A 25,734-nucleotide genomic window follows, 5' to 3' on the forward strand; every position below is an offset into this window, starting at 1 on the left:
GTAAAGCCCATGGCGGGCAATGACTGGGATTAGCTGAGCTTATGTTTGAGCACCTTGCCGAGTTGTCGCTGGATACCTTGCGGGTGTTCGAGGCCGCTGCCCGTTTGCGCAGCTTCACTGCGGCGGCGCTGGAGTTGGGTACAACCCAGCCGGCGGTGAGCCAGCAGGTCAAGCGCCTGGAGGCGCAGCTAGGCGCGCGGCTGTTCGACCGGATCTACCGGGGCATTACCCTGACTGAAGCGGGGCAGCTTCTGTTCGAGCAGGTGCATCAAGGTTTGCAGGCGATGGATGAAGGTGTGGCCCAGGCCAGCGGCCACAGCCAGCGTGAAGTGCTGCAGGTGGCGACTGACTTTGCCTTCGCCGCGTTTTGGCTGATGCCACGTTTGCAACGTTTCCATGAGGCCTATCCACAGGTGGATGTGAGCCTGGTGACCGGCGAACGCAGCCAGGGCATGTTGCGCCCGGATATCGATGTGGCTGTGTTGTTTGGAGATGGGCGCTTTCATCAGGGCGAGAGTCGCTGGCTGTTCAATGAAGAGGTTTTTCCGGTTTGCAGCCCACGGCTGATTCATGGCAAACCCTTGTCAGCCGTGGCTTTGCAACGATTGCCATTGCTGCATTTGCGCGGTGAGCAGGCCAGCCGCTGGTTTGATTGGGCGGGGGTATTTCGCGGCTTGGGTTTGTCCAGCCCGCCGCCGGCTGGGCAGCTGCGGTTCGACAATTACACCTTGCTGATCCAGGCGGCGATTGCTGGGCAGGGGGTGGCGATTGGCTGGGCGCATCTGGTCGATGGGCTGGTGGAACAGGGCTTGCTGTGTCGGCCATTGCTGGGCAGTTTGCGCTCGGAGCGTGGCTATTACGTGGTGCTGCCACCGCGTAAGCGCCGTGGGGCGTTGATCGAGCGGTTTGTCGATTGGTTGGAAAGTGAGCGGCGCATGTGAGGTTTTGGGGCTGCTGCGCAGCCCTTCGCGGGCAAGCCCGCTCCCACAGGTTTTTGGCGCCGAACCGCCATGAAGGGCTGCACAGCAGCCCCAGAAGCTATGACACGAAGTTCACATGCTCGCCCCGATGCAGATCCAGCTCCAGGCAATCGACCATCCCCGCCGCGACCCCGGCCAAACGCCGCAAAGGCCCAGCGAGCCCCGGCTCCAGCGTTCCATCGGCACTGCGAAAATGCTCGATACCCAGCCCTGGCACGTCTTGCGGCGCGTTGATCAACGTCCAATGCAGCCCACTGCGTTGCAGCACATCGACGATCTGATTGGCCTCCTCGACCTGCTGCCCCGGCGTATCCAGCACAGCAAAATCGCCCACCAGCAACAGCCGGCGTATAGTCGTGCGCTCAAGCCCAGCCACCAGTGCCTGGCTCATCTGCCGCTGCGCCGGCCAATCGCCGGGTGCCAGCGCCGAGAGCAAGACGATCACCGCTGACCCTCCAGCCACGCTTTGTTGCGCCTGGTCAGCACTGCCCAGCCCGCCTATCTTGAAGTGCAGGCCCGGGCGCGGCGCCTGGCGGTTGAGGTCGTCGACCACTGCGGTAACCTCGTGCTGGCGCGACAGCAACTCGACCGCCAGTGCACTGCCAAGGCTGCTCTGGATCCCGAACAGGACCAGTTTGAAGACTGGGGTTTCGGCATTTTTCACCTGATCGCTCCCTGTGCCGGTGGGGGTGATCGTTGGACCGCATTCAGGAGTTATCGTGCAAAGGATCAAGGGCTATCACGCCCATATTTACTACGATGCGCAGACCATGGAGCAGGCCCGGGCGCTGTGCGAGGAGGCTGCGCGGCTGTTTGGGGTGAGCATGGGGCGTATGCACCAGAAGCCGGTCGGGCCGCATCCGGACTGGAGCTGCCAGCTGGCCTTCGAGCCGGAACTGGTGGGGGTGGTGCTGCCGTGGCTGGCGCTGTATCGCAAGGGACTGGTGGTGTTTCTGCATCCACTGACGGGGGATGAGTTGGCCGATCATCGCGATCATGCGATCTGGATGGGAGCGATCAGGCCGCTGGACCTGGCCATCTTCGAAGATTAATCGTGGCCTTTCGCCGGCAAGCGCGCCGCCACAGCGATAGCGCTAATTATCACAGCTGCGCATTCCCTGTGGGAGCGGGCTTGCCCGCGAACGAGGGCGAAGCCCTCGCAAGACAGGCGACTCAGTTATGCGCCGAGCGCACCCCTTCAGCCAGCGCCGAGCACAGGCTCAACACATCGCTGACGGCCTGATCGGCATCTTTGGCCTGGGCAATCTTGTCGACCAGCGCCGACCCTACCACCACCCCTTCCGCCAGGCGGGCGATCGCAGCCGCTTGTTCTGGAGTACGGATACCAAAACCAACGCTGACCGGCAGATCGGTATGCCGACGCAGACGCGCGATAGCCTCGCTGACGTGCTCGGTAGTCGCCGAACCTGCGCCGGTCACACCCGCTACCGAGACGTAGTAGACGAACCCGGAGCTACGCTCCAGCACGCGCGGCAGGCGCGCATCGTCGGTAGTCGGCGTGGTCAGGCGGATGAAGTCGATGCCCGCCGCCTGGGCCGGGGTGGCCAGCTCGGCATCGTGCTCTGGCGGCAGGTCGACGATGATCAGGCCATCGACACCGGCTTCTTTCGCTTGGGCGACGAATTGCTCCACGCCGAAACGGTGGATGGGGTTGTAGTAGCCCATCAGCACGATTGGCGTGGTCTGGTTGCCGACGCGGAACTCACGGACCATCTGCAGGGTTTTTGCCAGGGTCTGACCGGCTTCCAGGGCGCGCAGGGTGGCGAGCTGAATGGCCACGCCATCGGCCATGGGATCGGTGAACGGCATGCCCAGCTCGATCACGTCGGCGCCAGCGCCAGGCAGGCCCTTGAGGATCGCCAGCGAGGCGTCGTAGCCGGGGTCGCCAGCGGTGATGAAGGTGACCAGCGCCGAGCGGCCTTCGGCCTTCAGGTCGGCGAAGCGTTGTTCAAGACGGCTCATGCCTGTTTCTCCTGGGCGGCCATGTGGTTCATCACGGTTTGCATGTCTTTGTCGCCACGGCCGGACAAGCACACGACCATCAGGTGGTCCTTGGGCAGGGTCGGCGCGCGCTTGATCGCTTCGGCCAGGGCGTGGGAGCTCTCCAGGGCCGGGATGATGCCTTCCAGGCGGCAAGTGGCGTGGAAGGCGTCGAGGGCTTCGTCGTCGGTGATGCTGACGTACTCGACTCGCTTCACTTCATGCAGGTAGGCGTGCTCCGGGCCGATGCCTGGGTAGTCCAGGCCCGCCGAGATCGAGTGGGCGTCGGTGATCTGGCCATCGGCGTCCTGCAGCAGGTAGGTGCGGTTGCCGTGCAGCACGCCGGGTACGCCGCCGTTGAGGCTAGCGGCGTGTTTGTCGGTGTCGACGCCGTGGCCACCGGCTTCAACGCCGATGATCTGTACGCTGGCGTCATCGAGGAAGTCGTGGAACAGGCCCATGGCATTGGAGCCGCCGCCTACGCAGGCAACCAGGCTGTCAGGCAGACGACCTTCTTTTTCTTGCAGCTGGGCGCGGGTTTCCTTGCCGATGATCGACTGGAAGTCACGGACCATCGCTGGGTAGGGGTGCGGGCCGGCAACGGTGCCGATCAGGTAGAAGGTGTCGTCGACGTTGGTCACCCAGTCGCGTAGCGCTTCGTTCATGGCGTCCTTGAGGGTGCCGGTGCCGGCAGTGACCGGAACGATTTCGGCGCCGAGCAGCTTCATGCGGAACACGTTGGCTTGCTGGCGCTCGATGTCGGTGGCGCCCATGTAGATCACGCAAGGCAGGCCGAAGCGTGCGGCGACGGTGGCGGTGGCCACGCCGTGCATGCCAGCGCCGGTTTCAGCGATCAGGCGTTTCTTGCCCATGCGCTTGGCCAGCAGCACTTGGCCGATGCAGTTGTTCACCTTGTGCGCGCCGGTGTGGTTGAGCTCTTCACGCTTGAAGAAGATCTTCGCGCCGCCGCAGTGCTCGGTCAGGCGCTCGGCGAAGTACAGGGGATTGGGGCGACCGATGTAGTCGCGCTGGAAGTAGGCCAGCTCTTCGAGAAATTTCGGGTCGGCCTTGGCCGCTTCGTACTCGCGGGCCAGGTCCAGCACCAGCGGCATCAGGGTTTCAGCCACGTAGCGGCCACCGAACGAGCCGAACAGGCCGTTGGCGTCGGGGCCGGCGCGGAATTGGGTCTGGGTCATGGGGCGCTCCAGGGCGTTATGAATGAGTGATGGGCTTTACTCTAACCACGACAGGCTCGGCTGAAAACCGATAAGATTGCTACAACATGTCAGGAAATCTCACACGTCCCATGCGCCAGGATCTGCCTCCTCTCAATGCCTTGCGGGCCTTTGAAGCAACCGCCCGGCTCAACAGCGTCAGTCAGGCCGCCGAAGTGCTGCACGTGACTCATGGGGCCGTGAGTCGGCAGATCAAGGTGCTCGAGGAGCATCTAGGGGTGGCGCTTTTCGTCAAGGACGGGCGTGGCGTCAAACTCACAGATGCCGGCGTGCGCCTGCGCGATGCCAGCGTTGATGCGTTTGACCGGCTGCGTGGGGTTTGCGCCGAATTGAGCCGGGATGTCAGCGAGGCGCCGTTCGTCCTTGGCTGCTCGGGCAGCCTGCTGGCGCGCTGGTTCATCCCCCGCCTGGGGCGGCTCAAGGCAGATTTGCCGGAGTTGCGTTTGCACTTGTCGGCGGGTGAAGGCGACCTTGACCCGCGCCGTCCCGGGCTGGATGCCTTGCTGGTGTATGCCGAGCCGCCGTGGCCGGCAGATATGCAGGTGCATGTACTGGCCGAGGAGCGTATTGGACCGGTGCTCAGCCCGCACTTCGCAGGCTCCGAGCGTTTACGTAATGCGCCCGCGCAGGCGTTGCTCGGCGAGGCCTTGCTGCATACCACCTCGCGTCCGCAGGCGTGGCCGGCATGGGCGATGCAGCACGGTCTGGACGCTGGCGCGTTGCATTTCGGCCAGGCCTTCGAGCATTTGTATTACTTGTTGGAGGCGGCAGTTGCAGGCTTGGGCGTGGCCATCGCGCCGCAACCGCTGGTGGCGGACGACCTGCGCGCCGGGCGTTTGATCGCCCCGTGGGGCTTCTCGCCCACCCAGGCTGCCTTGGCGCTGTGGGTGCCGCGGCGCGCCGCAGATGGGCGCGCCGAGCAGTTGGCGCTGTGGCTGCGCCGTGAGTTGGACCAGCAGGCGGTTTAGTTGCGCTTGGTCAACAGATAAGCGGCCAGCAGGCCCAGGGCGCCGACGGCAACGCCAGCGGCGGTCCAAGGGTGTTCCTGGGCATAGTCGCGGGTGGCGATACCGGTCTGGCGCGTGCGGGTCTTGACCTCGTCATACGCATCGCTGAGCACGCTGCGCGAGTGCTTGAGCGCGTTTTCCGCATTGCCACGGATCGCCTTGATGGTCTTGTGCGACTCCTCGGATGCGTCGTGCTTGAGGGTCTCCAGGGTCTTGAGCAGGCTCTCGATCTCGGCTTCCATGTTTTCCAGTGAGGTTTTACGCAGGGCGTTGCGGGCCATGTTGACTCTCCTTCGCAGTGGATTGGCTGTTAGGGTTGCGACTGCGCGGTGTGGCGAAAGTGCGATCGAACTTTCACCGGTGGCGATGGCTCGCAGGTAAACCAGGCCTGCGCTGCTAGGCTCAATCCGACACTTCACTCAAGGAGAGCGCTCATGTCCGATCACCACACCTACAAGAAGATCGAACTGGTCGGGTCGTCGCCCACCAGCATCGAAGACGCGATCAACAATGCCATTGCCGAAGCCGGCAAGAGCATCAAGCATCTGGAATGGTTCGAGGTAGTGGATACCCGTGGGCACATTCGCGATGGCAAGGCCGCGCATTTTCAGGTGACCCTGAAAGTCGGTTTCCGCATCGCCAATAGCTGAAATAGTGCCGGGCTAGCGTGTCCCGGCGCGATGGGGTAATACAGATACAGGGCGCCCAGCCGGCGCCCTTTTCGACTTTGATCTGAACAAGGAAAGCGATCGATGAAGAAACTGCTATTAGCGATGGGTTTGCTGGCGGTGGCAGGTGGCGCGATGGCGGCGGGTAAGCCGTGCGAGGAGCTCAAGGCTGAGATTGCGGCGAAGCTGGATGCCAAAGGGGTTACTGGCTACACGCTGGAGATCGTCAACAAGGGTGAGCCGGCGGGCAAGGTGGTTGGGAGCTGTGAAGGTGGGACCAAGGAAATTGTCTACCGCCGGGGTTGAGGCCATCGCGGGGCAAGCCCGCTCCCACGGCAAATTGAGCTGCGCCCCAAATGTTGGACACCCATCCATCATCCGGGGCGCAGCTCAAATCACTGGCGTGGGAGCGGGCTTGCTCCGCGATGAGTCTCACTCAGTCTTCAAGGCCTGAGCCAGCAGCTCATAAGACCTGACTCGGTCGGCATGTTCATACAGATCACAGGTAAAGATCAGCTCATCCGCCCCGGTCTGCTCCAGCAGCACCTCGACTTGGGCCCGCACCTTCTGCGGGCTACCAATCATCGCCAGCCCCAGGAAGCTCATGACCGACTCGCGCTCATGCGGCAGCCACAACCCATTCATGCTCTCGACCGGTGGCCGCTGCATCAGGCTCTGGCCCCGCATCAGGGCAAGAATGCGCTGATACACCGAGGTGGCGAGGTATTGAGCGTGTTCGTCGGTCTCGGCCACCACCATCGGCACGCCGAGCATCACGTAGGGCTTGTCGAGCACCGTCGAGGGCTTGAAGTGATCGCGGTAAATCCGAATCGCCTCGTGCATCAGGCGTGGCGCGAAATGTGAGGCGAACGCGTAGGGTAAACCACGCATCCCCGCCAATTGTGCGCTGAACAGGCTGGAGCCCAAAAGCCAGATCGGCACTTCGGTGTCATGCCCTGGCACGGCGATTACACGCTGGTCCGGCGTGCGTGGACCCAAATAGCGCACCAGCTCCTCGACATCATCCGGGAAGTCATCAGCGCTGCCTGAGCGCTCACGGCGCAGCGCGCGGGCTGTCATCTGGTCGGAACCGGGGGCGCGGCCCAGGCCCAGGTCGATGCGGCCCGGATACAGGCTGGCCAGGGTGCCGAACTGTTCAGCGATGACCAGCGGCGCATGGTTGGGCAGCATCACCCCGCCTGCGCCCAGACGAATGGTCGAAGTGCCGCCGGCCAAATAACCGATCAGCACCGACGTTGCAGAGCTGGCGATACCGTCCATGTTGTGGTGTTCGGCCACCCAGAAGCGGTTGTAGCCGAAACGCTCGACGTTGCGCGCCAGATCCAGCGAGTTGCGCAGCGACTGGGCGGGGCCGGCATCAGCGCGCACCGGTACCAGGTCGAGGGTGGATATCTTCAGGTCACGCAGGTGCGTCATTGGAGCCTCCGCAGAAGTGGTTGGCCAAGGGCCTTTTAGACTCTGTATGGGCAGATTCGACGGATTCAATCCAAGGCCTGCGATTGTTCTGAACTTGCCGTAGGCACAGTCCTCTCAACCTTAGGCACACGAACCCATGCCCAGGAGGCAACAATGAAAAAGACAGCATCGGCGGTTTGGCAAGGTGGTCTCAAGGATGGCAAGGGCCTGCTGTCTACCGAGAGCGGCGCCCTCAAGCAGAATCCGTATGGCTTCAATACCCGCTTCGAAGGGACCCCAGGCACTAATCCGGAAGAGCTGATTGGCGCGGCCCATGCCGGCTGCTTTTCGATGGCGCTGTCGATGATGCTCGGTGAGGCGGGGCTGACCCCGGAGCGGATCGATACCATCGCTGAGGTGACCTTGGACAAGCAGCCCGACGGCTTCGCCATCTCGGCGGTGCACCTGATTCTCAAGGCGAAGGTGCCCGGCGCCAACGACGCGCAATTCCAGGAAATTGCCAACAAGGCCAAGGCCGGTTGCCCGGTATCCAAGGTACTCAACGCGCAGATCAGCCTGGACGCCACCTTGGTGCCGTAGGCGGCGCAACGGCGGACGTTTGCTGTAGTCTAAAGGGCGTTGGCAGTTTGCCTGCCCTTTCAGGAGCCGTTCCATGATCCGCGTTGCAATCGCCGTGCTGGCTTCCCTGCTCGCAACGTCCGCGTTGGCGGCGGTCAAGCCGTGTGAGGAACTCAAGGCTGAGATCGAAGCGAAGATTCAAGCGCGAGGGGTAGCCTCATACACGCTGGAGATCGTCCCTAATAGCGAGGTCAAGGATCAGAACATGGTCGTTGGCAGCTGTGATGCTGGAACCAAGAAGATCATTTACCAGAAGAATGATCAGTAGTGTCTGAGCCAAGGGCCGCTTGGCGGCCCTTGGCGAGTAAGCTTGTCGTTCCAGCGGGCTGCCTGAACAGCGCTAGGGAATGCAGAAGATGTCGCTAGGCTCATCGACCAACACCTTGCGGCTGTTGTCGTACAGGTACACCTGCGGCTGCATCGCTGGCGCCCGGGCTTCCAGGCGATAACGCTGGCCAGCCTCGAAATTATCGAAGCGCACGGTCAGGTAGCAGGTGCGTTCGGTGGGGTCGGTGGTAAACAGCCCGCTGGTCACTTCGTAGTCAAAGCGCACGACCAACTCGTGTTTGCCAGGGGTGACCTGGAAGTAGCGCCCATCGTTGAGTCGCTTGCCATCCAGGCGATCGGCCATGATCACTCGACCTGGCGTGATGGTGTACAGGTCGATCCAAGCTTGCTTGGGGTCGGCGGGGGGCAAGGGGCTGGCGCAAGCCCCCAGTGCACTGAGGGCGATCAGCATCATGGGCTGGCGCATGGTGAAACTCCCACTTGCACGTTCACAAGGCACAAGCATAGCGCCAATCAGCACGTTCAGGTGCGTTGGCAGCCTGCCGGTTCGCCCTGCCCCACCAGTTTTTGCTGCTGGTCATACAGCTTGATCCACGGGCGGAAGCCAATGCTGCCCGCTTGCAGGCGATAGCGCTGGCCAGCGTTGAACTCCTTGAAGCTGACATTGAGCTGGCAATCGCGCCACAGCGGCTCGGCGACGGGGCCGATATTGCTCGGGGCGACAGGAAACTGGTAGCGCACGGTCAGCTCATGGTTGCCGGGGGCGACTTCGAAATAGCGGTTATCGGCCCAGTCGCGCTCATCCACCTGCACGGCGTGCAATGAGGTGTCATCGTGCGGGGCCAGGTCGATCCAGGCTTGGTTCGGGTCGGGATCTGGCAGGGTGGAGCAACCTGACAACAGCAGCAATGTGCCGATGGCTAACTGTGAACGCATGGCGATACTCCCCCTTGGCGAGATAATCTTTGACTTGCACCGGCCTTGAGCGAGATAGACAGCTGCAATGTTTCGAATTTTTCTTTTCCAGCGCTCAGGCCCTGGGGCACTCGACCGCGTTTTAACCGCTTTTGTTCCCGTACTTGCCGCGCTTCTGCTCAGCGGTTGCAGCAGTGTCAGCTATTACAGCCAGCTGGCCGAGGGCCAATGGCAGTTGTTGCGCGCCCGTCAACCGGTGGAGCGCTTGCTTGCGGATCCGGCGACTGAGCCGACGCTGCGCCAGCGCCTGTTACACGCCGAACAGGCGCGGGTATTTGCCAGTGAACAGTTGAAACTGCCCGATAACCGCAGTTACCGGGTCTACGCCGATCTGGGCCGGCCCTATGTGGTGTGGAACGTGTTCGCCACGCCGGAGCTATCGCTGCAACCGGTCACTCATTGCTTCCCCATCGCCGGTTGCGTGGCTTATCGCGGCTACTACCGCCAAGGTGCCGCACGCGGCGCAGCGGCGCTGATGCGCCAGCAAGGCATGGATGTCTACGTGGGCGGGGTGGAGGCCTACTCGACGTTGGGCTGGTTCGACGACCCGTTGCTGTCGTCGATGGTCGGCTGGGGTGATGAGCGACTGGCCTCGCTGATCTTCCATGAGCTGGCACACCAGCGCTTCTATGTGCAGGACGACACTGAATTCAACGAGTCATTCGCCACCTTTGTCGAGCAGCAGGGAACGCGGCAATGGCGCGCCAGCCGTGGGCTTCCAGCGGTTGCAGAGGGCGCTGGGCGCCAGCGGGAGCAGTTCATCGGGCTGGTGCTCGCCAGCCGTGAGCGCTTGCAGGAGATTTATGCCGGGCCGTTGAACGATGCAGGCAAACGGGCGGCGAAGCAGGCTGAATTCGAGCGCCTGCGCCGCGAGTATCGGCAGTTGCGCGATGGCGCTTGGGCGGGGGATGGGCGTTATGACGCGTGGATGTATGCGCCGATGAACAATGCCAAGTTGCTGCCGTTTGGGCTGTATGACCAGTGGGTGCCAGCGTTTGCGGCGTTGTTTGCCGAGGTGGGTGGGGATTGGGCGCGGTTTTATCAGCGGGTTGAGCAGTTGGGGCGGATGCCGGTGGATCAGCGCAAGGCAGCGCTGGCGGCGCTCATCGCGGGGCAAGCTCGCTCCCACGCCATAGCTCCCATGCCATAGATGCGTTCGAAGGCCTGCGTGGGAGCGGGCTTGCCCCGCGATGAGGGCGGACGGTTCAGCCGTTGATGAAGGCCTGATGCAACTCAGCCAGCGTCTCAAAGTGGAACGCCGGCTGCTCAGCCACCAACTCTTCGCGACTACCAAACCCATACCCTACCGCCACCGCCTGCACGCCATTGCTGCGGGCGCCGATCAGGTCGTGCTTGCGATCGCCGATCATCAGTGTCTGCGCCGGGTCCAGACCTTCCTGCTCCAGCAGGTGGCCAATCAATTCGACCTTGTTGGTGCGGGTGCCATCCAGCTCGCTGCCGTAGATCACCTTGAAGTGATGGGCGAAGTCGAAATGCCGGGCGATCTCGCGGGCAAATTCCCATGGCTTGGAGGTCGCGACATACAAGGTCCGGCCCTGGCCGTTGAGCGCTTGGAGCAACTCCGGCACGCCGTCGAACACCAGGTTTTCGTACAGACCGGTGACCTTGAAGCGTTCCCGGTAGAAATTCACCGCCTCCCAGGCCTTGGCCTCATCGAAGCAATAGAACTGCATGAACGCCTGCAACAGCGGCGGGCCGATGAAGTGTTCCAGGCGGGTCAGGTCGGGTTCGTCGATGCCCAGCTTGGCTAGCGCGTACTGGATCGAGCGGGTGATGCCCAGGCGTGGGTCGGTCAGGGTGCCGTCGAGGTCGAAGAGGATGTTCTGCTGGTGCATGCGGTGCGGTCCACTGGGGTTGTTCTTGAGGGCCTCATCGCGGGGCAAGCCCGCTCCCACGATAGCCCATAAGGCTGCGGAGCTCTCGTGGAAGCGGGCTTGCCCCGCGATAGCGTCATTCGGGTTGGTCGTAGCCTTCGGCCAGATGCTGGTCCTTGAGCTTGACGTAATTGCTGGCACTGTACGGGAAAAACGCCCGCTCCTTGTCAGTCAGCGCCCGCGCCTGCTTCACCGGGCTGCCCACGTACAAGTAACCACTCTCCAGGCGCTTGCCGGGCGGCACCAGGCTGCCGGCACCGATGATCACCTCATCCTCGACCACCGCGCCATCCATGATGGTGCTGCCCATGCCAACCAGAATCCGGCTACCCAGGGTACAGCCATGCAGCATGACCTTGTGACCGATGGTCACTTCGTCACCTATGATCAGTGGAAAGCCATCGGGGTTGAACGGCCCGGCATGGGTGATGTGCAGCACGCTGCCATCCTGCACGCTGGTGCGCGCGCCAATGCGGATGCGGTGCATGTCGCCGCGGATCACCGTCAGTGGCCAGACCGAGCTGTCTTCACCGATCTCCACATCCCCCAGCACCACCGCCGAACGGTCGACAAAAGCGCGTGGTCCAACTTTCGGAGTGTGTTGCTGGAAGTTTCGAATGGCCATGATAGCGCCTCTCTTGATTGCCAATAGGCGGGCTGCCTGCTGCGGACGGCGTCGATTGTAATTAAGATGGTCCCGTGTTTCTCCTGCCAAGGTATCTAAACCGTGAGTGCGAACAACCCACTTCTGCAGTCCTACGATCTGCCGCCCTTCTCGGCGATCCGTGCCGAACATGTGCTGCCGGCGATCGAACAGATCCTGGCCGACAACCGCAAAGCCATCGCCCAGATCCTCGCCGAGCAAGGCAAAGCCCCGACCTGGGCGGGCCTGGTGCTGGCGATGGACGAACTCAACGACCGCCTCGGCGCTGCCTGGAGCCCGGTCAGCCACCTCAATGCGGTGTGCAACAGCCAAGAGCTGCGCGAGGCTTATGAGTCGTGCCTGCCAGCGTTGAGCGCCTATTCCACCGAACTTGGCCAGAACCGCGCGCTGTTCGAAGCCTACCAGGCGTTGGCCAACAGCGCGGAAGCGGCAGGTTTCGACGTGGCGCAAAAAACCATTCTCGAACACGCCCTGCGCGACTTCCGCCTGTCGGGTATCGACCTGCCGGCAGACCAGCAGCAGCGCTATGCCCAAGTGCAGAGCAAGCTCAGCGAACTGGGTAGCCGTTTCTCCAACCAATTGCTCGATGCCACCCAGGCCTGGACCAAGCACGTTACCGATGAAACCGCCCTGGCCGGCCTGACGGATTCGGCCAAGGCACAGATGGCCGCCGCTGCCCAGGCCAAGGGCCTAGACGGCTGGCTGATTACCCTCGAATTCCCCAGCTACTACGCGGTAATGACCTACGCCAGCGACCGCGCCCTGCGCGAAGAGCTGTACGCCGCCTACTGCACCCGCGCTTCGGATCAAGGCCCGAACGCTGGCCAGTTCGACAACGGCCCGGTGATGGGCGAGATCCTCGACCTGCGCCAAGAGCTGGCCCAACTGCTGGGTTACGCCAATTACGCCGAGTTGAGCCTGGCGACCAAGATGGCCGAATCCAGCGACCAGGTACTGAGTTTCCTGCGTGACCTGGCCAAGCGCAGCAAGCCATTTGCCGCCCAGGACCTGGCCCAGCTCAAGGCCTACGCTGCCGAGCAGGGTTGCCCGGAGCTGGCCAGCTGGGATGCTGGCTACTTCGGCGAGAAGCTGCGTGAGCAGCGCTACAGCGTCTCGCAGGAAACCCTGCGCGCCTACTTCCCGATCGACAAGGTGCTGTCTGGCCTGTTCGCCATCGTCCAGCGCCTGTACGGCATCGAAATCGCTGAACTCAAGGGCTTCGATGCTTGGCACCCGGACGTGCGCCTGTTCGAGATCAAAGAAAACGGCCAGCATGTCGGACGCTTCTTCTTCGACCTGTATGCCCGCGCCAACAAGCGTGGCGGCGCCTGGATGGACGGCGCCCGCGACCGTCGTCGTACCGAGGCGGGCAGTCTGCAGAGCCCAGTGGCCAACCTGGTGTGCAACTTCACCCCGGCCGCCCCTGGCAAGCCTGCGCTGCTGACCCACGATGAAGTCACCACCCTGTTCCACGAGTTCGGCCACGGCCTGCACCACCTGCTGACCCGCATCGAGCATGCGGGTGTGTCGGGTATCAACGGTGTGGCTTGGGACGCGGTCGAGCTACCGAGCCAGTTCATGGAAAACTGGTGCTGGGAGCCGCAAGGCCTGGCGCTGATTTCCGGCCATTACGAGAGCGGCGAGCCACTGCCTCAGGACCTGTTGGACAAAATGCTGGCGGCGAAGAACTTCCAGTCCGGCATGATGATGGTGCGCCAGCTGGAGTTCTCGCTGTTCGACTTCGAGCTGCACGCCAGCCATGGCGATGGCCGCAGCGTGCTGCAAGTGCTCGAAGGCGTGCGAGACGAGGTGTCGGTCATGCGTCCGCCGGCTTACAACCGCTTCCCCAACAGCTTCGCGCACATCTTTGCCGGTGGTTACGCGGCGGGCTACTACAGCTACAAGTGGGCCGAAGTGCTGTCGGCCGATGCCTTCTCGCGCTTCGAGGAAGAAGGCGTGCTTAACGCCGAGACCGGCCGCGCCTTCCGTGAGGCAATCCTGGCCCGTGGCGGTTCGCGTGAGCCCATGGTGCTGTTCGTCGACTTCCGCGGCCGTGAGCCTTCCATCGATGCCTTGCTGCGCCATTGTGGCCTGAGCGAGGACGCGGCGGCATGAGTGAGGTGTCTGTGATCAAGACCAAGAAGCGCTTCATCGCCGGGGCGGTCTGCCCGGCGTGCAGCGAGCCAGACCGGTTGATGATGTGGAACGAGGATGGCGTGCCGCACCGCGAGTGCGTCGCCTGTGGCTTTACCGACACCCTCAATGAGCAGGGTTTGTCGGTGCCCAAAGAACTGGGCACCCGGGTCAATCAGCAGGCGGTCAAAGCCGAGCCGGTCAAGGTGCAGACTGTGCAGTTCTTCCCCAATCCGAAGCTGAAGAAGCCTGCGGAGTAAATTCACCCACCGCTCAGGCCTCTGCCTGGGCGGTGCGGTGTTAGCTATTTAGCACCTGTATTGCCGGTGGGTGGCCCACATTCGGACCTTTCTCCAAAGGTCCGAGGATGCCCCATGCCTAACCCAAACCCCTTGCTGCGTGGCGATCGGTTGATCGCCTACGACCAGGTCACCCTGGAACACCTGAAGTCAGCAGTGGAGCATGCGCTGGCGAGTACCGAAGAAGCGGTGCTTGAGCAGATCATCGAGCGCCAGCAACAGCTGCCGACCTGGGATGACCTGGTGCTGGCTGTGGATCAATTGGAAGCGCGCCTGCAGGGCGCGGTTTATAGCGTTATGCCCCTGCACACCCGCGGCCCTGATTGGGCTGACCTGGTGCTAGAGCTATTGGGCAAAGTCGACAGTTGGTTCAAGCAAAAGGACAGAAGCCTGCGTTTGTACCGGCTGTATCAGCGCTTGGCTGAGAGCGAAATTGGCCGTGGTCTCTCTGCGGACAAGCAGCTGACCTTGCAGAAGCGTTTGCGCGAATTTCATCTGGCGGGCGTGCTGCTGGATGAGTCGGCGCGGCAACGATTGGGTGAGCTAGACACGACGATTGCCCGCCTACAGCGTGAATTTGGCGACAACCTGGAACGCTCGGTGAGCGATCGAAAAATACATGTCCAAGATCAGCAGCGTCTGCGCGGCCTGCCTGCGCGCAACCTTGCAGAGCTGGCCGCTCATGCCCACGCCGCAGGCCTTCAAGGCTGGTTGGTGCCCTGTGAAGAACAGCCCTGCAAGGCGGTACTCAAGTACGCCCAGGATCGCTTGCTGCGCGAGCAAGTGTATCGGGCCTACCACACCCGCGGCTCGCACGATGATCCCACGCTCGATAACGGCCCGTTGCTACAGGCGTTGGCCGAGGTCAGGCAGGAAAGAGCGGAGTTGCTTGGCTTTCCAGATGCCGTGGCGCTCAGCCTGGAGGAGAAGAACCTGGGGTCCTGGAGTGAAGTCCAAGGTTTTCTGCAGGACCTGCAAGCAAGGGTCACCCCCGGGATGCTGGGGCGCTGGCGCACATTGCTGGAACAGGCCAAGGAGCAAGGCCTTGATCAGCTCAAACCTTGGGATGTCGCCTACCTGCAGCACTCGCTGCAAGGCCGGCTAACGGCACTTGATGAAGAACAGGTACGCGCATTTTTCCCCTACGACAAGGTTATCGCGGCGCTTGTAGAGCTGACTCGGGAGCTGTTCGGTATCGCCTTGGTACCGGTGACCTCGGTGCAGGCTTGGCATCCTGAGGTGCTGACTTTCGAGCTGGTTGAACATCACGCAATCATCGGTCACCTCTACGTGGATGGCGTTGCCCGGGAGGGCAAGGAGCCTGGAAGTGTCTACACCAGCTATTCCTTCAATCGCCGGGTCGATGCCGAGGGTGTCTATCACGGGCCTGTGGCAATGGTCTTTAGTGATGTGCCCGAGGGCGTTGACGGCGCACCGCCCCTGCTGGACCACTTGGCATTGCGCAAACTGTTCCATGAGTTCGGCCATGCCCTGCAGCATCTTTTGCTGCGAACCCACAATCATTTGCTGTCCGATACCCGCCGGTTGGGCAGGGTTGGTAATGAGGTGTGCAGCAAGTTGTTCGAGCGTTGGGTCTGGTCGGCAGAGTTTCTGGCCAGCATTTCAGCGGATTACCGAACTGGGGGCAGGCTGCCCGTTTCGACACTGCAACCTGTGCTCAAGCGCTTGCAGCGGGATGCTTTAGGTGAAGTTGCCATGGGGGTGGTGCTTTCCCTGTTGGACCTGGATCTGCATCGCAATGTGAAGGACGGTCGAGCCCTACAGGTGCGTGTAGAGGACAGTTATCGCCAGGTATTTGGCAGGCCACTGGCTGATTTCGAGCGGCCAGCCCAGGCGTTCGAGCATCTGGTGGGTGGCTACGATGCGAGCTATTTTTCCTATCTTTGGTCGGATGCCCACGCCGTCGATCTATTTACCCGCTTCGAGCAAGTGGGCTTGCGCGACGGGGCAACGGGGCATGCTTTGCGCGAGAAATTCATTGCGCATGGAGCATCGCGAACCCTGGCTGATAGCGTCGCAGACTTCCTGGATCGCCCATTGAACCTTGATGCCTACTTGCGCTGGAATAGGTTGGAGGCCGCGCCGGAATAATGCCCAACGGTGCTGGAGCAAATGCATGTGCTCGTATACTGTATATAAAAACAGTATCAGGGCACAGCCATGCACACTCCAGCACCGGTTCGAGGTCGTGGTACGACCCACAACCCCGACAACCGCTTTGCCGCTAACCGTTCGGTGGCCGAGGACGATGGCTGGTACCAGGAAGTCCCGCCTACCCAAGGCACAGAGGTGCGGATCGAGACGGCCAAGACCATCATCACCCGCAACACCTCGCCCGACCTGCCCTTTGATCGCTCGATCAACCCCTATCGCGGCTGCGAGCATGGCTGCATCTACTGTTATGCCCGCCCCAGCCACGCCTATTGGGATCTGTCCCCAGGCCTGGACTTTGAAACCAAGTTGATCGCCAAGACCAACGCTGCCGATGTGCTCGAGCAACAACTGAGCAAACCTGGCTACATCTGCGCGCCGATCAATCTGGGCTCCAATACCGATCCCTACCAGCCCATCGAGCGTGAACAGCAGCTCACCCGACGCCTGCTGCAAGTGCTGTTGCGCTATCGCCATCCGGTGACCATCGTCACCAAGGGCTCGTTGATCCTGCGCGATCTTGACGTGCTTGCTGAGCTGGCGAGACAGCGCCTGGCGCGGGTGATGATCAGCCTGACCACGCTGGACGATGAGCTCAAGCGTGTACTCGAGCCTCGGGCGGCTGCGCCAAAGGCGCGCTTGCGAGCAATTAAGGTGTTGAGCGAGGCAGGTGTGCCCGTGGGCGTGCTGTGCTCGCCGATGATTCCGATGATCAATGACAGCGAGTTGGAGCATCTGCTGGAGGCTGCCAAGCAAGCTGGCGCGCAAAGCGCGGCCTACATGATGCTGCGTCTGCCGTTGGAGGTGGCGCCATTGTTCGAGCAGTGGCTACAGGATCACTACCCACAGCGGGCGGCGCATGTTCTGAGCTTGATTCGCCAAAGCCGAGGCGGCGAGTTGTATGACAGCCGTTTTGGTTCGCGGATGCGCGGTGAAGGCGTGTTTGCCGAGTTGCTGGCGCAGCGGTTTGCCCGGGCGATGCGCAGGTTGCAGTTCGAGGGGCGAGAGGCGCAGGTGTTGGACTGCTCGGCGTTTTGTCCACCGGGTGGGCAGATGGCGTTGTTCTAGTCAGTGAGCAGGCTGCTCTAAGGTCGATACGGGCCGCGTGGGAGCGGGCTTGCCCCGCGATGCACACAGTGGCCGACCCTCTCGCGGGGCAAGCCCGCTCCCACGTGATGAGGCCATATCGCCTTTTACATAGAACTAGTCCAACTAATACTTCACACTATTTTTACTAATGGGTCTTGGCGTTTGATGTTTTTTTGCTATTATCAAAGTCCCGCCTCATGAAGCTGGAACGCCCGTTCTAGAGCCTTCAAATTCAGTTTCAATTAAGTTTTCTCCCGTAGCGTATGAAATCAGTCCACACCGACTGTGATTAATGGCCCCTGCGTGTCATCTAATTCCACGCATAGCCATAATCTTTAACCGGTAAAATGGAACTTACCTACACACCGTCAAGAGGATGAATCATGCCCATCAAGGACCCATCCAAGGCCACTCCGGCTGATGCTCCCGCCGAGAGCGCCGATGCCGCCCTCAAGCATATCGTCGACGGCTTCCTGCGCTTCCACCATGACGTGTTTCCGGAGCAGCAGGAGCTGTTCAAGAAGCTCGCCACCGCGCAGAAGCCGCGCGCCATGTTCATCACTTGCGCCGATTCGCGCATCGTCCCTGAGCTGATCACCCAGAGCTCGCCTGGCGATCTGTTCGTGACTCGTAACGTCGGTAACGTTGTGCCGCCGTACGGCCAGATGAACGGCGGCGTGTCCACCGCCATCGAATACGCCGTATTGGCCTTGGGCGTGCACCACATCATCGTATGTGGCCACTCTGACTGCGGCGCCATGCGTGCGGTACTCAACCCCAATTCGTTGGAGAAGATGCCAACGGTCAAAGCCTGGCTGCGCCATGCTGAGGTCGCGCGCACGGTGGTCGAGGACAACTGCTCGTGTGGCAGTGAGCACGAGACCATGCAAGTGGTCACCAAAGAAAACGTCATCGCCCAGCTGCATCACTTGCGCACTCACCCCTCTGTGGCCTCGCGCCTGGCTGCCGGCCAGCTGTATATCCATGGTTGGATCTACGACATCGAGACCAGCAAGATTGAAGCCTATGATGCCGCCAGCGACCGCTTCCTGCCGTTGACCGCAGGCGAGCCGATCCCCAGCGCCACCCCGAGAGGCCGCTACTAAGCGACCCTGACACCTTAAGACCTTGATAGCCGGCTACACCCCTAGGGGTGTGGTACGGCCTTCGGCTGCCTTGAATTTCCCTGACTGCCTTGCCGGCATAGCTGCTGGCGGCCCGCGCCTGGGCGCGAGTCAGGGGTCCCACGTGCCCACGGCCAGCGGAATGGCCGTGTGATAGAGAAAGGAGAAGTAGGGTGAACAAGACACAGATCAAAGCGGCCCTGCCGCGTGAGTTACTGGCGTCGGTAGTGGTCTTTCTGGTGGCCCTGCCCTTGTGCATGGGCATCGCGATTGCCTCGGGCATGCCGCCGGCCAAGGGCCTGATCACCGGCATCATCGGTGGCATCGTCGTGGGCTTTATCGCAGGCTCGCCGCTGCAAGTCAGCGGCCCTGCCGCAGGCTTGGCGGTACTGGTGTTCGAGCTGGTGCGCCAGCATGGCATGGCCATGCTCGGGCCGATCCTGCTGTTGGCCGGTCTGCTGCAACTGCTGGCCGGACGCTTTCGCCTAGGTTGCTGGTTCCGGGTCACCGCGCCTGCCGTGGTGTACGGCATGCTCGCCGGTATTGGCGTGCTGATCGTGCTGTCTCAGGTGCATGTGATGTTCGACACCGCACCGCAGCCTTCCGGGATGCAAAACCTGCTGGAATTCCCAGCAACGTTAATGGCGGCGATGCCGCTGGAAAACGCGGGCAGTGGCTGGCAGGCGGGGGCATTAGGGCTGGGCACCATCGCCATGATGTGGGCCTGGGAGCGCTGGCGTCCGCAGCGTCTGCGTTTTGTTCCCGGTGCGCTGTTGGGCGTGGCGACGATGACGATGATCAGCATGTGGTTGGCGCTGCCAGTCAATCGCGTGGTGGTGCCGGCGGATTTGTCCGAGGCGATCGACTGGCTACGGCCTGATGACTTGCTGAAACTGGCCGATCCGACCTTGCTGGTAGCCGCTTTTGCCCTGGCCTTCATCGCCAGTGCCGAAACCCTGCTGTCGGCGGCAGCGGTAGACCGCATGCACAGTGGCCAACGTTCGGACTTCGACAAGGAACTGTCGGCCCAGGGTATCGGCAACATGCTCTGCGGCATCCTTGGCGCACTACCGATGACGGGGGTGATCGTGCGCAGCTCGGCCAACGTCCAGGCCGGTGCACAGACCCGCGCCTCGGCGATCCTGCATGGCCTCTGGCTGCTGGCATTCGTGGTGGTGCTGAGCAGCGTGCTGCAACAGATTCCGGTGGCGAGCCTGGCCGGTGTGTTGGTTTACACCGGAGTCAAACTGGTCGATTTCAAGGCCTTCCGCGGACTTGGTCGATATGGGCGGATGCCGATGTTCACCTACGCGGCGACCGCGCTGGCGATTATCTTCACTGACCTGCTGACCGGGGTGCTGTTGGGCTTTGCCCTGACCCTGTTGAAGCTGGCGTTCAAAGCTGCACGGCTGAAGATCAATCTGGTCACGCTCGACAAGCCTGGGCATATGGAGCTGCGTTTGAGCGGTGCGGCCACTTTCCTCAAGGTGCCGGCGTTGACCCAGGTACTCGAAGCGGTACCGGCCGGGACGACCTTGCATGTGCCGTTGGGTAATCTCAGCTATATCGACCACTCGTGCCTGGAATTGCTCGAGGACTGGGGACGCAGTAATGCCGCCAAGGGGTCGAGGTTGAAGATCGAGCAGCGGCGGTTGAAGCGCAGGATCGAGGGCAGGATTCGGACTACGGCTGGCGTGGGGGTTTAAAACCCGGAAAACGCCATCGCGGGGCAAGCCCGCTCCCACGCAGCCTGCGTAATGCCTGGCGTGGGAGCGGGCTTGCCCCGCGATGGCGTTAGATCAAAACACTTCAGGCCGGCTGGCCTAGCTCGACTCCGAGTTGGCGCGACAGGCACGGCCAACGCTTCCACGCAGCGCCCGTCTCAGGGCTGCTCAGCTTGGCCCGATAGGCTTCCACCGATTCCAGCGCAAAGCTCTCATCATTCAACATCTCATCCACCGAATGATGCACCACCTCATCCAGCTGATTGGCAAACGTCTCGCCGATCAGTTGATGGGCAATCAGGTTGGCCACGGTGGTATCCACCGGAATCAACGGCTGCTGGAAGTGGCGGATGTACAGGTCATTGACCTCCTCTACCAAACGATGAGCCAAGTACGCCTCATCCAGCAGGCAATCCAGGCCAACATGTCCGGCCATCACGCTCGGCGGCTGCAGGAAGTAGGCCTCGGCGATCTTCAACACCGGTTTGATCTGCGATTCGATTCCGGCCTCACGCGCCACCTCATGGGCAGCCTCCAGCAATTCCGGAACCTCGTCGATGTAGGCGCCGACGAAGCGCGCCATGGTGCCCTGGGCATCCTGCTCGGGGAGTTGGATCGAAGGATGCAGGTGAGGCAGCTGCGCCTCGAGTCGTTGTTTCAGTTGGCCGGTCAGGCTCTCATGTTGATGGGCTTGTTTGATCTGCTCGCGTACAGCAGCGATGTTCATGACAACTCCAGGGACAAGGGATGACAAACGGAAGACATATTTTACGGAAGACTCTAAGTTAGCTCGGTATACGGAATGCCTAAGACGCATTTGTTATAAAACAGGCAAACGTGTGCGCGCTGCGATATATCACGGTGCCACTATTGTGCCAGAGCCCAGCATTCATGCGGCTTTCAAGTGTTTTCGTGGATTCGTGACGATCATTTCATAGGCTGCATTGCGCGCCATTGGTCGCTGTCTATACTCGGGTTGAACGTGATTCGTTGATGAGGCCCGCCTGCAGTTTGCAGAGGAGCTCGGTCGTCGAAGTAGGCTGTCTTGACTGCCGCCCCCCCTTGCCCAAGGTCTACGCCTCCGGGACTACAAGAACGATAAGGGGAACCCGCAATGATGCGACATCCACATGTCTGGATGGGCCTTCTGTTGTGGTCGGTTTTCGGTCAGGCGCACGGCGCATGGACCGTCAACATGGCGCCGGGGGCTACGGAAGTCTCCCACGCTGTGTTCGACCTACACATGACCATCTTCTGGATCTGCGTGGTCATCGGCATCGTGGTATTCGGCGCGATGTTCTGGTCGATGGTCATCCACCGCCGCTCCACCGGCCAGCAGCCGGCGCATTTCCACGAACATACCTGGGTGGAAATTCTCTGGACCGTGGTCCCCTTCCTGATTCTGGTCGTGATGGCCATCCCGGCCACCAAGACCCTGATCGACATCTATGACGCCAGCGAGTCGGACATCGACATCCAGGTCACCGGCTACCAGTGGAAATGGCACTACAAGTACCTGGGCCAGGACGTCGAGTTCTTCAGCAACCTGGCCACCCCCGCCGAGCAAATCCAGAACAAGGCCCCCAAGGACGAGCATTACCTGCTCGAAGTCGATCAGCCGCTGGTACTGCCGGTGGGCGCCAAAGTGCGCTTCCTGGTCACTGCCGCCGATGTCATCCACTCCTGGTGGGTGCCGGCTTTCGCGGTCAAGCGTGACGCCATCCCTGGTTTCGTCAACGAGGCCTGGACCCGAATCGAGAAGCCCGGCATCTACCGCGGCCAGTGCACCGAGTTGTGCGGCAAAGACCACGGGTTCATGCCGGTGGTGGTCGAGGTCAAGTCCAAGGCCGACTACGACACCTGGCTTGGCGAGCGCAAGGCAGAAGCGGCCAAGCTCAAGGAGCTGACCAGCAAGGAATGGACCCTTGAAGAGCTGGTCGAGCGTGGCGACAAGGTCTACCACACCACTTGCGTGGCCTGTCACCAGGCCGAGGGCCAGGGCTTGCCGCCGATGTTCCCGGCGCTCAAGGGCTCGAAGATCGCCACCGGGCCGAAGGATGAGCACCTGGGGATTGTCTTCCACGGCAAACCGGGCACCGCCATGGCGGCTTTCGGCAAGCAGCTTTCGGAGGTCGATATCGCCGCCGTGGTGACCTACGAGCGCAACGCCTGGGGCAACAACAAGGGCGACATGGTCACGCCGAAGGATGTACTGGCGCTCAAGCAGGCAGAAGGCCAATGAACCGCTATCCCCGCCGCAGCCAGTGGATTGCAGGAGACAGGACATGAGTGCAGTGATCGACGACCACGCCCACGGCCATGAGCACGCCCACGGTCCGGCCAAGGGCCTGATGCGCTGGGTGCTGACCACCAACCACAAGGACATCGGCACGATGTACCTGTGGTTCAGCTTCATCATGTTCCTGCTGGGCGGCTCGTTCGCCATGGTGATCCGCGCCGAGCTGTTCCAGCCGGGCTTGCAGATCGTGGAGCCGGCGTTCTTCAACCAGATGACCACCATGCATGGCCTGATCATGGTGTTCGGTGCGGTGATGCCGGCCTTCGTCGGTTTGGCCAACTGGATGATCCCACTGATGATCGGCGCGCCCGACATGGCCCTGCCGCGGATGAACAACTTCAGCTTCTGGCTGTTGCCAGCGGCCTTCCTGCTGCTGGTCTCGACCCTGTTCAGCCCTGGCGGCGGGCCGAACTTCGGCTGGACGTTCTACGCGCCGTTGTCCACCACTTACGCGCCAGCCAGTGTGACCTTCTTCATCTTCGCCATTCACCTGATGGGGGTCAGTTCGATCATGGGCGCGATCAACGTGATCGCCACCATCCTCAACCTGCGCGCGCCCGGCATGACCTTGATGAAAATGCCGCTGTTCGTCTGGACCTGGCTGATCACCGCGTTCCTGCTGATCGCGGTAATGCCGGTGCTGGCGGGCGTGGTGACCATGATGCTGATGGACATCCACTTCGGCACCAGCTTCTTCAGCGCCGCCGGCGGTGGTGATCCGGTGTTGTTCCAGCATGTGTTCTGGTTCTTCGGCCATCCCGAGGTGTACATCATGATCCTGCCGGCATTCGGCGCGGTCAGCTCGATCATCCCGGCGTTCTCGCGCAAGCCGCTGTTCGGCTACACCTCGATGGTCTATGCCACTGGGGCGATCGCCTTCCTGTCGTTCATCGTCTGGGCCCACCACATGTTCGTGGTCGGCATCCCGGTAGTCGGTGAGCTGTTCTTCATGTACGCCACCATGCTCATCGCAGTGCCCACCGGGGTGAAGGTGTTCAACTGGGTCAGCACCATGTGGGAGGGCGCGCTGACCTTCGAGACGCCGATGCTGTTTGCCATCGCCTTCGTCATTCTGTTCACCATTGGTGGCTTCTCCGGGCTGATGCTGGCGATTGCCCCGGCGGACTTCCAGTACCACGACACCTACTTCGTGGTCGCGCATTTCCACTATGTGCTGGTGCCGGGGGCGATCTTTGGCATCTTCGCCTCGGCCTACTACTGGCTACCGAAATGGACCGGCCACATGTACGACGAAACCCTCGGCAAGCTGCATTTCTGGCTGTCGTTCGTCGGTATGAACCTGGCCTTCTTCCCCATGCACTTCGTTGGCCTGGCCGGCATGCCGCGGCGGATTCCCGACTACAACCTGCAATTTGCCGACTTCAACATGGTCTCGTCGGTTGGCGCATTCATGTTTGGCGCCACGCAGATCTTCTTCCTGTTCATCGTCATCAAGTGCATTCGTGGCGGCGCCCCGGCACCGGCCAAGCCCTGGGACGGTGCCGAGGGGCTGGAGTGGTCGGTGCCTTCGCCGGCGCCGTACCACACCTTCCAGACCCCACCGCAAGTGAAGTAGGAGCGCCTCGATGACCAGCCTGCCGCTCAAACGCCTGGTGCGACGCCTGCTGCTGCTGACGGTGGTGATGTTCGCCTTCGGCTTTGCCCTGGTGCCAATCTATGACGTGATGTGCAAGGCGTTCGGCATCAATGGCAAGACTGGCGGGCAGTACGCGGGCAGCCAGGTCAGCGACCCCTCGCGCACGGTGCGCGTGCAGTTCATGTCGACCAATGCCAGCGACATGGTCTGGGATTTCTACTCCACCGCGGACCAGATCGAGGTCAACCCGGGGGCGGTGAACCAGATGGTCTTCGTTGCCCACAACCCGACCGACAAACCCATGAGCGCCCAGGCCATCCCCAGCATCACCCCGGCCGAGGCGGCAGCGTATTTCCACAAGACCGAGTGCTTCTGCTTTACCCAGCAGGTGCTGCAGCCCGGTGAACGCATCGAGATGCCGGTGCGCTTCATTGTTGACCGCGACCTGCCGGGCAACGTGAAGCACCTGACACTGGCCTACACCTTGTTCGACATCACCGCTCGTCACCCGCCGGTTGCGCATGTCGCCGCCGAGGACGTCCAGCGCGCCCGCTGAGGGAAGGAGAACAGCAATGGCAAGTCATGATCACTACTACGTCCCGGCGCAGAGCAAATGGCCGATCATCGCCACGGTCGGCATGTTCATCACCGTGTTCGGCTTGGGTACCTGGTTCAATGATATGAAGGCTGGCCACCCGGATTCCCTCGGGCCGCTGATCTTCTTCGTTGGTGCCTTGTGCCTGGCTTACATGCTGTTCGGTTGGTTTGGCGCGGTGATCAAGGAGAGCAAGGCGGGGTTGTACAGCCCGCAGATGGACCGTTCGTTCCGTTGGGGCATGAGCTGGTTCATCTTCAGCGAGGTGATGTTCTTCCTGGCCTTCTTTGGCGCGCTGTTCTACGTGCGGGTGCTGGCCGGGCCATGGCTGGGCGGCGAGGGTGACAAGGGCGTGGCGCACATGCTCTGGCCGAGCTTCGAGTTTGCCTGGCCTCTGCTACATACGCCGGACCCGAAACTATTCCCGCCGCCCAAGGACATCATCGACCCGTGGCACTTGCCGCTGATCAACACCATCTTGCTGGTCAGCTCCAGTGTGACCATCACCATCGCCCACCATGCGCTGCGCAAGGATCACCGTGGCCCGCTGAAACTGTGGCTGGGGCTGACCATTGTCTTGGGGCTGTCGTTTTTGGCGTTGCAGGCCTATGAGTATTACGAGGCCTATACCCATCTGGGCCTGACCCTGGGGTCGGGGATCTACGGGGCGACGTTCTTCATGCTTACCGGTTTCCACGGCGCGCATGTGACCTTGGGTACGTTGATCTTGATCGTGATGTTCTGTCGGGTGTTGCGTGGGCATTTCAATGCCGACAAGCACTTTGGTTTTGAGGCGGCCAGTTGGTATTGGCACTTCGTCGATGTGGTTTGGGTGGGGCTGTTTATCTTCGTGTACGTCCTGTAGCAGATGACGGCGACGTGGGAGCGGGCTTGCCCCGCGATTGCGCAGGTGAATTGAGCATGGCATCGCGGG

The 25,734-nt window shown here is 61.7% G+C and carries 28 protein-coding genes; 18 read left to right on the forward strand and 10 right to left on the reverse strand.

All coding sequences use genetic code 11. The features are described 5' to 3' along the window. Positions 1-41 precede the first annotated feature (41 nt). On the forward strand, positions 42-941 hold the full coding sequence (locus AAZU54_RS10895; protein ID WP_434727145.1) for a choline sulfate utilization transcriptional regulator: 900 nt from the start codon (positions 42-44) through the stop codon (positions 939-941). Positions 942-1,038: 97 nt separating this feature from the next. On the opposite strand, the gene AAZU54_RS10900 is transcribed toward AAZU54_RS10895, so the two are convergent. After that, a complete protein-coding gene (locus AAZU54_RS10900; protein WP_428628411.1) occupies positions 1,039-1,644 on the reverse strand; it encodes an NAD(P)-dependent oxidoreductase in 606 nt (201 codons plus the stop codon). 55 nt (positions 1,645-1,699) lie between these two features. On the opposite strand from AAZU54_RS10900, the gene AAZU54_RS10905 reads away from it, so the two are divergent. Continuing rightward, positions 1,700-2,032: a DOPA 4,5-dioxygenase family protein gene (locus AAZU54_RS10905; RefSeq protein ID WP_392467346.1), complete on the forward strand. Its 333-nt coding sequence runs from the start codon at positions 1,700-1,702 to the stop codon at positions 2,030-2,032. A gap of 121 nt (positions 2,033-2,153) precedes the next feature. On the opposite strand, the gene trpA is transcribed toward AAZU54_RS10905, so the two are convergent. Next, positions 2,154-2,963: a tryptophan synthase subunit alpha gene (gene trpA / locus AAZU54_RS10910; protein WP_434727146.1), complete on the reverse strand. Its 810-nt coding sequence runs from the start codon at positions 2,961-2,963 to the stop codon at positions 2,154-2,156. Continuing rightward, positions 2,960-4,177: a tryptophan synthase subunit beta gene (gene trpB, locus AAZU54_RS10915; protein WP_186553161.1), complete on the reverse strand. Its 1,218-nt coding sequence runs from the start codon at positions 4,175-4,177 to the stop codon at positions 2,960-2,962. The genes trpA and trpB overlap by 4 nt, the downstream gene beginning before the upstream one ends. A gap of 110 nt (positions 4,178-4,287) precedes the next feature. Between trpB and AAZU54_RS10920 the strand changes: the two genes are divergently transcribed. After that, positions 4,288-5,184 (forward strand): LysR family transcriptional regulator, encoded by an 897-nt coding sequence (locus AAZU54_RS10920; RefSeq protein WP_434727147.1) that lies wholly within the window; start codon positions 4,288-4,290, stop codon positions 5,182-5,184. Here the strand turns inward: AAZU54_RS10920 and AAZU54_RS10925 are convergent. Further along, the gene (locus AAZU54_RS10925) at positions 5,181-5,504 is read right to left on the reverse strand and encodes a DUF883 family protein (protein WP_186553163.1); all 324 of its coding nucleotides are present in this window, start codon (positions 5,502-5,504) and stop codon (positions 5,181-5,183) included. The genes AAZU54_RS10920 and AAZU54_RS10925 overlap by 4 nt on opposite strands. Before the next feature lie 153 nt (positions 5,505-5,657). Between AAZU54_RS10925 and AAZU54_RS10930 the strand changes: the two genes are divergently transcribed. After that, entirely contained in the window at positions 5,658-5,873 is a 216-nt protein-coding gene (locus AAZU54_RS10930) for a dodecin (RefSeq protein ID WP_186553164.1), read from the forward strand. A gap of 102 nt (positions 5,874-5,975) precedes the next feature. Next, entirely contained in the window at positions 5,976-6,197 is a 222-nt protein-coding gene (locus AAZU54_RS10935; RefSeq protein ID WP_186553165.1) for a DUF1161 domain-containing protein, read from the forward strand. A gap of 126 nt (positions 6,198-6,323) precedes the next feature. Here AAZU54_RS10935 and AAZU54_RS10940 read toward each other — a convergent pair whose 3' ends face one another. Then, complete coding sequence (locus tag AAZU54_RS10940) at positions 6,324-7,328, reverse strand: LLM class flavin-dependent oxidoreductase (RefSeq protein WP_186553166.1); 1,005 nt, start codon at positions 7,326-7,328, stop codon at positions 6,324-6,326. 153 nt (positions 7,329-7,481) lie between these two features. Between AAZU54_RS10940 and AAZU54_RS10945 the strand changes: the two genes are divergently transcribed. Further along, the gene (locus AAZU54_RS10945; protein ID WP_186553167.1) at positions 7,482-7,907 is read left to right on the forward strand and encodes an OsmC family protein; all 426 of its coding nucleotides are present in this window, start codon (positions 7,482-7,484) and stop codon (positions 7,905-7,907) included. A gap of 73 nt (positions 7,908-7,980) precedes the next feature. Then, positions 7,981-8,214, forward strand: coding sequence for a DUF1161 domain-containing protein (locus AAZU54_RS10950; RefSeq protein WP_186553168.1), 234 nt, complete (start codon positions 7,981-7,983; stop codon positions 8,212-8,214). Positions 8,215-8,286: 72 nt separating this feature from the next. On the opposite strand, the gene AAZU54_RS10955 is transcribed toward AAZU54_RS10950, so the two are convergent. Beyond that, a complete protein-coding gene (locus AAZU54_RS10955; protein ID WP_186553169.1) occupies positions 8,287-8,700 on the reverse strand; it encodes a hypothetical protein in 414 nt (137 codons plus the stop codon). Between the two features lie 56 nt (positions 8,701-8,756). Continuing rightward, positions 8,757-9,170 carry a hypothetical protein gene (locus AAZU54_RS10960; RefSeq protein WP_186553170.1) on the reverse strand — a complete coding sequence of 138 codons (414 nt, stop codon included), beginning with the start codon at positions 9,168-9,170 and terminating at the stop codon, positions 8,757-8,759. A 67-nt stretch (positions 9,171-9,237) separates the two neighbouring features. Here AAZU54_RS10960 and AAZU54_RS10965 point away from each other — a divergent pair, with 67 nt between their 5' ends. Next, complete coding sequence (locus tag AAZU54_RS10965) at positions 9,238-10,359, forward strand: aminopeptidase (protein WP_434727148.1); 1,122 nt, start codon at positions 9,238-9,240, stop codon at positions 10,357-10,359. 55 nt (positions 10,360-10,414) lie between these two features. Here AAZU54_RS10965 and AAZU54_RS10970 read toward each other — a convergent pair whose 3' ends face one another. Together AAZU54_RS10970 and AAZU54_RS10975 are read right to left on the reverse strand one after the other, a co-directional pair. Then, positions 10,415-11,065 carry an HAD family hydrolase gene (locus tag AAZU54_RS10970; RefSeq protein WP_312153033.1) on the reverse strand — a complete coding sequence of 217 codons (651 nt, stop codon included), beginning with the start codon at positions 11,063-11,065 and terminating at the stop codon, positions 10,415-10,417. Between the two features lie 115 nt (positions 11,066-11,180). After that, positions 11,181-11,729 carry a gamma carbonic anhydrase family protein gene (locus AAZU54_RS10975; RefSeq protein ID WP_186553172.1) on the reverse strand — a complete coding sequence of 183 codons (549 nt, stop codon included), beginning with the start codon at positions 11,727-11,729 and terminating at the stop codon, positions 11,181-11,183. A 102-nt stretch (positions 11,730-11,831) separates the two neighbouring features. Here AAZU54_RS10975 and prlC point away from each other — a divergent pair, with 102 nt between their 5' ends. The 6 genes from prlC (at position 11,832) to AAZU54_RS11005 (ending at position 20,291) form a co-directional block, all read left to right on the forward strand. Beyond that, complete coding sequence (prlC, locus tag AAZU54_RS10980) at positions 11,832-13,883, forward strand: oligopeptidase A (protein ID WP_186553173.1); 2,052 nt, start codon at positions 11,832-11,834, stop codon at positions 13,881-13,883. Next, entirely contained in the window at positions 13,880-14,161 is a 282-nt protein-coding gene (locus AAZU54_RS10985) for a YheV family putative zinc ribbon protein (RefSeq protein WP_189661663.1), read from the forward strand. Before prlC ends, AAZU54_RS10985 begins: the two co-directional genes overlap by 4 nt. 114 nt (positions 14,162-14,275) lie before the next feature. Further along, positions 14,276-16,312 (forward strand): M3 family metallopeptidase, encoded by a 2,037-nt coding sequence (locus AAZU54_RS10990; protein ID WP_434727149.1) that lies wholly within the window; start codon positions 14,276-14,278, stop codon positions 16,310-16,312. 69 nt (positions 16,313-16,381) lie between these two features. Continuing rightward, complete coding sequence (locus AAZU54_RS10995; RefSeq protein ID WP_186553175.1) at positions 16,382-17,440, forward strand: PA0069 family radical SAM protein; 1,059 nt, start codon at positions 16,382-16,384, stop codon at positions 17,438-17,440. Between the two features lie 404 nt (positions 17,441-17,844). Continuing rightward, positions 17,845-18,567 carry a carbonic anhydrase gene (locus tag AAZU54_RS11000; protein WP_186553176.1) on the forward strand — a complete coding sequence of 241 codons (723 nt, stop codon included), beginning with the start codon at positions 17,845-17,847 and terminating at the stop codon, positions 18,565-18,567. 191 nt (positions 18,568-18,758) lie between these two features. Further along, entirely contained in the window at positions 18,759-20,291 is a 1,533-nt protein-coding gene (locus AAZU54_RS11005) for a SulP family inorganic anion transporter (protein WP_186553177.1), read from the forward strand. Positions 20,292-20,394: 103 nt separating this feature from the next. Here the strand turns inward: AAZU54_RS11005 and AAZU54_RS11010 are convergent, their stop codons facing one another. After that, on the reverse strand, positions 20,395-21,036 hold the full coding sequence (locus AAZU54_RS11010) for a hypothetical protein (RefSeq protein WP_186553178.1): 642 nt from the start codon (positions 21,034-21,036) through the stop codon (positions 20,395-20,397). A gap of 387 nt (positions 21,037-21,423) precedes the next feature. Here AAZU54_RS11010 and coxB point away from each other — a divergent pair, with 387 nt between their 5' ends. Genes coxB through AAZU54_RS11030 form a run of 4 tightly spaced genes read left to right on the forward strand, consistent with a single transcriptional unit; the run spans position 21,424 to position 25,665 of the window. After that, positions 21,424-22,551 (forward strand): cytochrome c oxidase subunit II, encoded by a 1,128-nt coding sequence (coxB, locus tag AAZU54_RS11015; RefSeq protein ID WP_186553179.1) that lies wholly within the window; start codon positions 21,424-21,426, stop codon positions 22,549-22,551. A 43-nt stretch (positions 22,552-22,594) separates the two neighbouring features. Then, on the forward strand, positions 22,595-24,184 hold the full coding sequence (gene ctaD / locus AAZU54_RS11020) for a cytochrome c oxidase subunit I (protein ID WP_186553180.1): 1,590 nt from the start codon (positions 22,595-22,597) through the stop codon (positions 24,182-24,184). 10 nt (positions 24,185-24,194) lie between these two features. Then, complete coding sequence (locus tag AAZU54_RS11025) at positions 24,195-24,761, forward strand: cytochrome c oxidase assembly protein (RefSeq protein ID WP_186553181.1); 567 nt, start codon at positions 24,195-24,197, stop codon at positions 24,759-24,761. 16 nt (positions 24,762-24,777) lie between these two features. Further along, complete coding sequence (locus tag AAZU54_RS11030; RefSeq protein WP_186553182.1) at positions 24,778-25,665, forward strand: cytochrome c oxidase subunit 3; 888 nt, start codon at positions 24,778-24,780, stop codon at positions 25,663-25,665. Positions 25,666-25,734: the final 69 nt, after the last annotated feature.

Source organism: Pseudomonas sp. Je.1.5.c, assembly GCF_051129895.1.
GTDB lineage: Bacteria > Pseudomonadota > Gammaproteobacteria > Pseudomonadales > Pseudomonadaceae > Aquipseudomonas > Aquipseudomonas urmiensis.

What these genes read in the sequence shown, in the direction of transcription:
- AAZU54_RS10895 (WP_434727145.1), top strand. Translation starts at nt 42, where the DNA reads ATGTTTGAGCACCTTGCCGAGTTGTCGCTGGATACCTTGCGGGTGTTC.
- trpA (WP_434727146.1), bottom strand. Translation starts at nt 2,963, where the DNA reads ATGAGCCGTCTTGAACAACGCTTCGCCGACCTGAAGGCCGAAGGCCGC.
- trpB (WP_186553161.1), bottom strand. Translation starts at nt 4,177, where the DNA reads ATGACCCAGACCCAATTCCGCGCCGGCCCCGACGCCAACGGCCTGTTC.
- AAZU54_RS10920 (WP_434727147.1), top strand. Translation starts at nt 4,288, where the DNA reads ATGCGCCAGGATCTGCCTCCTCTCAATGCCTTGCGGGCCTTTGAAGCA.
- AAZU54_RS10925 (WP_186553163.1), bottom strand. Translation starts at nt 5,504, where the DNA reads ATGGCCCGCAACGCCCTGCGTAAAACCTCACTGGAAAACATGGAAGCC.
- AAZU54_RS10930 (WP_186553164.1), top strand. Translation starts at nt 5,658, where the DNA reads ATGTCCGATCACCACACCTACAAGAAGATCGAACTGGTCGGGTCGTCG.
- AAZU54_RS10935 (WP_186553165.1), top strand. Translation starts at nt 5,976, where the DNA reads ATGAAGAAACTGCTATTAGCGATGGGTTTGCTGGCGGTGGCAGGTGGC.
- AAZU54_RS10940 (WP_186553166.1), bottom strand. Translation starts at nt 7,328, where the DNA reads ATGACGCACCTGCGTGACCTGAAGATATCCACCCTCGACCTGGTACCG.
- AAZU54_RS10945 (WP_186553167.1), top strand. Translation starts at nt 7,482, where the DNA reads ATGAAAAAGACAGCATCGGCGGTTTGGCAAGGTGGTCTCAAGGATGGC.
- AAZU54_RS10950 (WP_186553168.1), top strand. Translation starts at nt 7,981, where the DNA reads ATGATCCGCGTTGCAATCGCCGTGCTGGCTTCCCTGCTCGCAACGTCC.
- AAZU54_RS10955 (WP_186553169.1), bottom strand. Translation starts at nt 8,700, where the DNA reads ATGCGCCAGCCCATGATGCTGATCGCCCTCAGTGCACTGGGGGCTTGC.
- AAZU54_RS10960 (WP_186553170.1), bottom strand. Translation starts at nt 9,170, where the DNA reads ATGCGTTCACAGTTAGCCATCGGCACATTGCTGCTGTTGTCAGGTTGC.
- AAZU54_RS10965 (WP_434727148.1), top strand. Translation starts at nt 9,238, where the DNA reads ATGTTTCGAATTTTTCTTTTCCAGCGCTCAGGCCCTGGGGCACTCGAC.
- AAZU54_RS10970 (WP_312153033.1), bottom strand. Translation starts at nt 11,065, where the DNA reads ATGCACCAGCAGAACATCCTCTTCGACCTCGACGGCACCCTGACCGAC.
- AAZU54_RS10975 (WP_186553172.1), bottom strand. Translation starts at nt 11,729, where the DNA reads ATGGCCATTCGAAACTTCCAGCAACACACTCCGAAAGTTGGACCACGC.
- AAZU54_RS10985 (WP_189661663.1), top strand. Translation starts at nt 13,880, where the DNA reads ATGAGTGAGGTGTCTGTGATCAAGACCAAGAAGCGCTTCATCGCCGGG.
- AAZU54_RS10990 (WP_434727149.1), top strand. Translation starts at nt 14,276, where the DNA reads ATGCCTAACCCAAACCCCTTGCTGCGTGGCGATCGGTTGATCGCCTAC.
- AAZU54_RS10995 (WP_186553175.1), top strand. Translation starts at nt 16,382, where the DNA reads ATGCACACTCCAGCACCGGTTCGAGGTCGTGGTACGACCCACAACCCC.
- AAZU54_RS11000 (WP_186553176.1), top strand. Translation starts at nt 17,845, where the DNA reads ATGCCCATCAAGGACCCATCCAAGGCCACTCCGGCTGATGCTCCCGCC.
- AAZU54_RS11010 (WP_186553178.1), bottom strand. Translation starts at nt 21,036, where the DNA reads ATGAACATCGCTGCTGTACGCGAGCAGATCAAACAAGCCCATCAACAT.
- coxB (WP_186553179.1), top strand. Translation starts at nt 21,424, where the DNA reads ATGATGCGACATCCACATGTCTGGATGGGCCTTCTGTTGTGGTCGGTT.
- ctaD (WP_186553180.1), top strand. Translation starts at nt 22,595, where the DNA reads ATGAGTGCAGTGATCGACGACCACGCCCACGGCCATGAGCACGCCCAC.
- AAZU54_RS11025 (WP_186553181.1), top strand. Translation starts at nt 24,195, where the DNA reads ATGACCAGCCTGCCGCTCAAACGCCTGGTGCGACGCCTGCTGCTGCTG.
- AAZU54_RS11030 (WP_186553182.1), top strand. Translation starts at nt 24,778, where the DNA reads ATGGCAAGTCATGATCACTACTACGTCCCGGCGCAGAGCAAATGGCCG.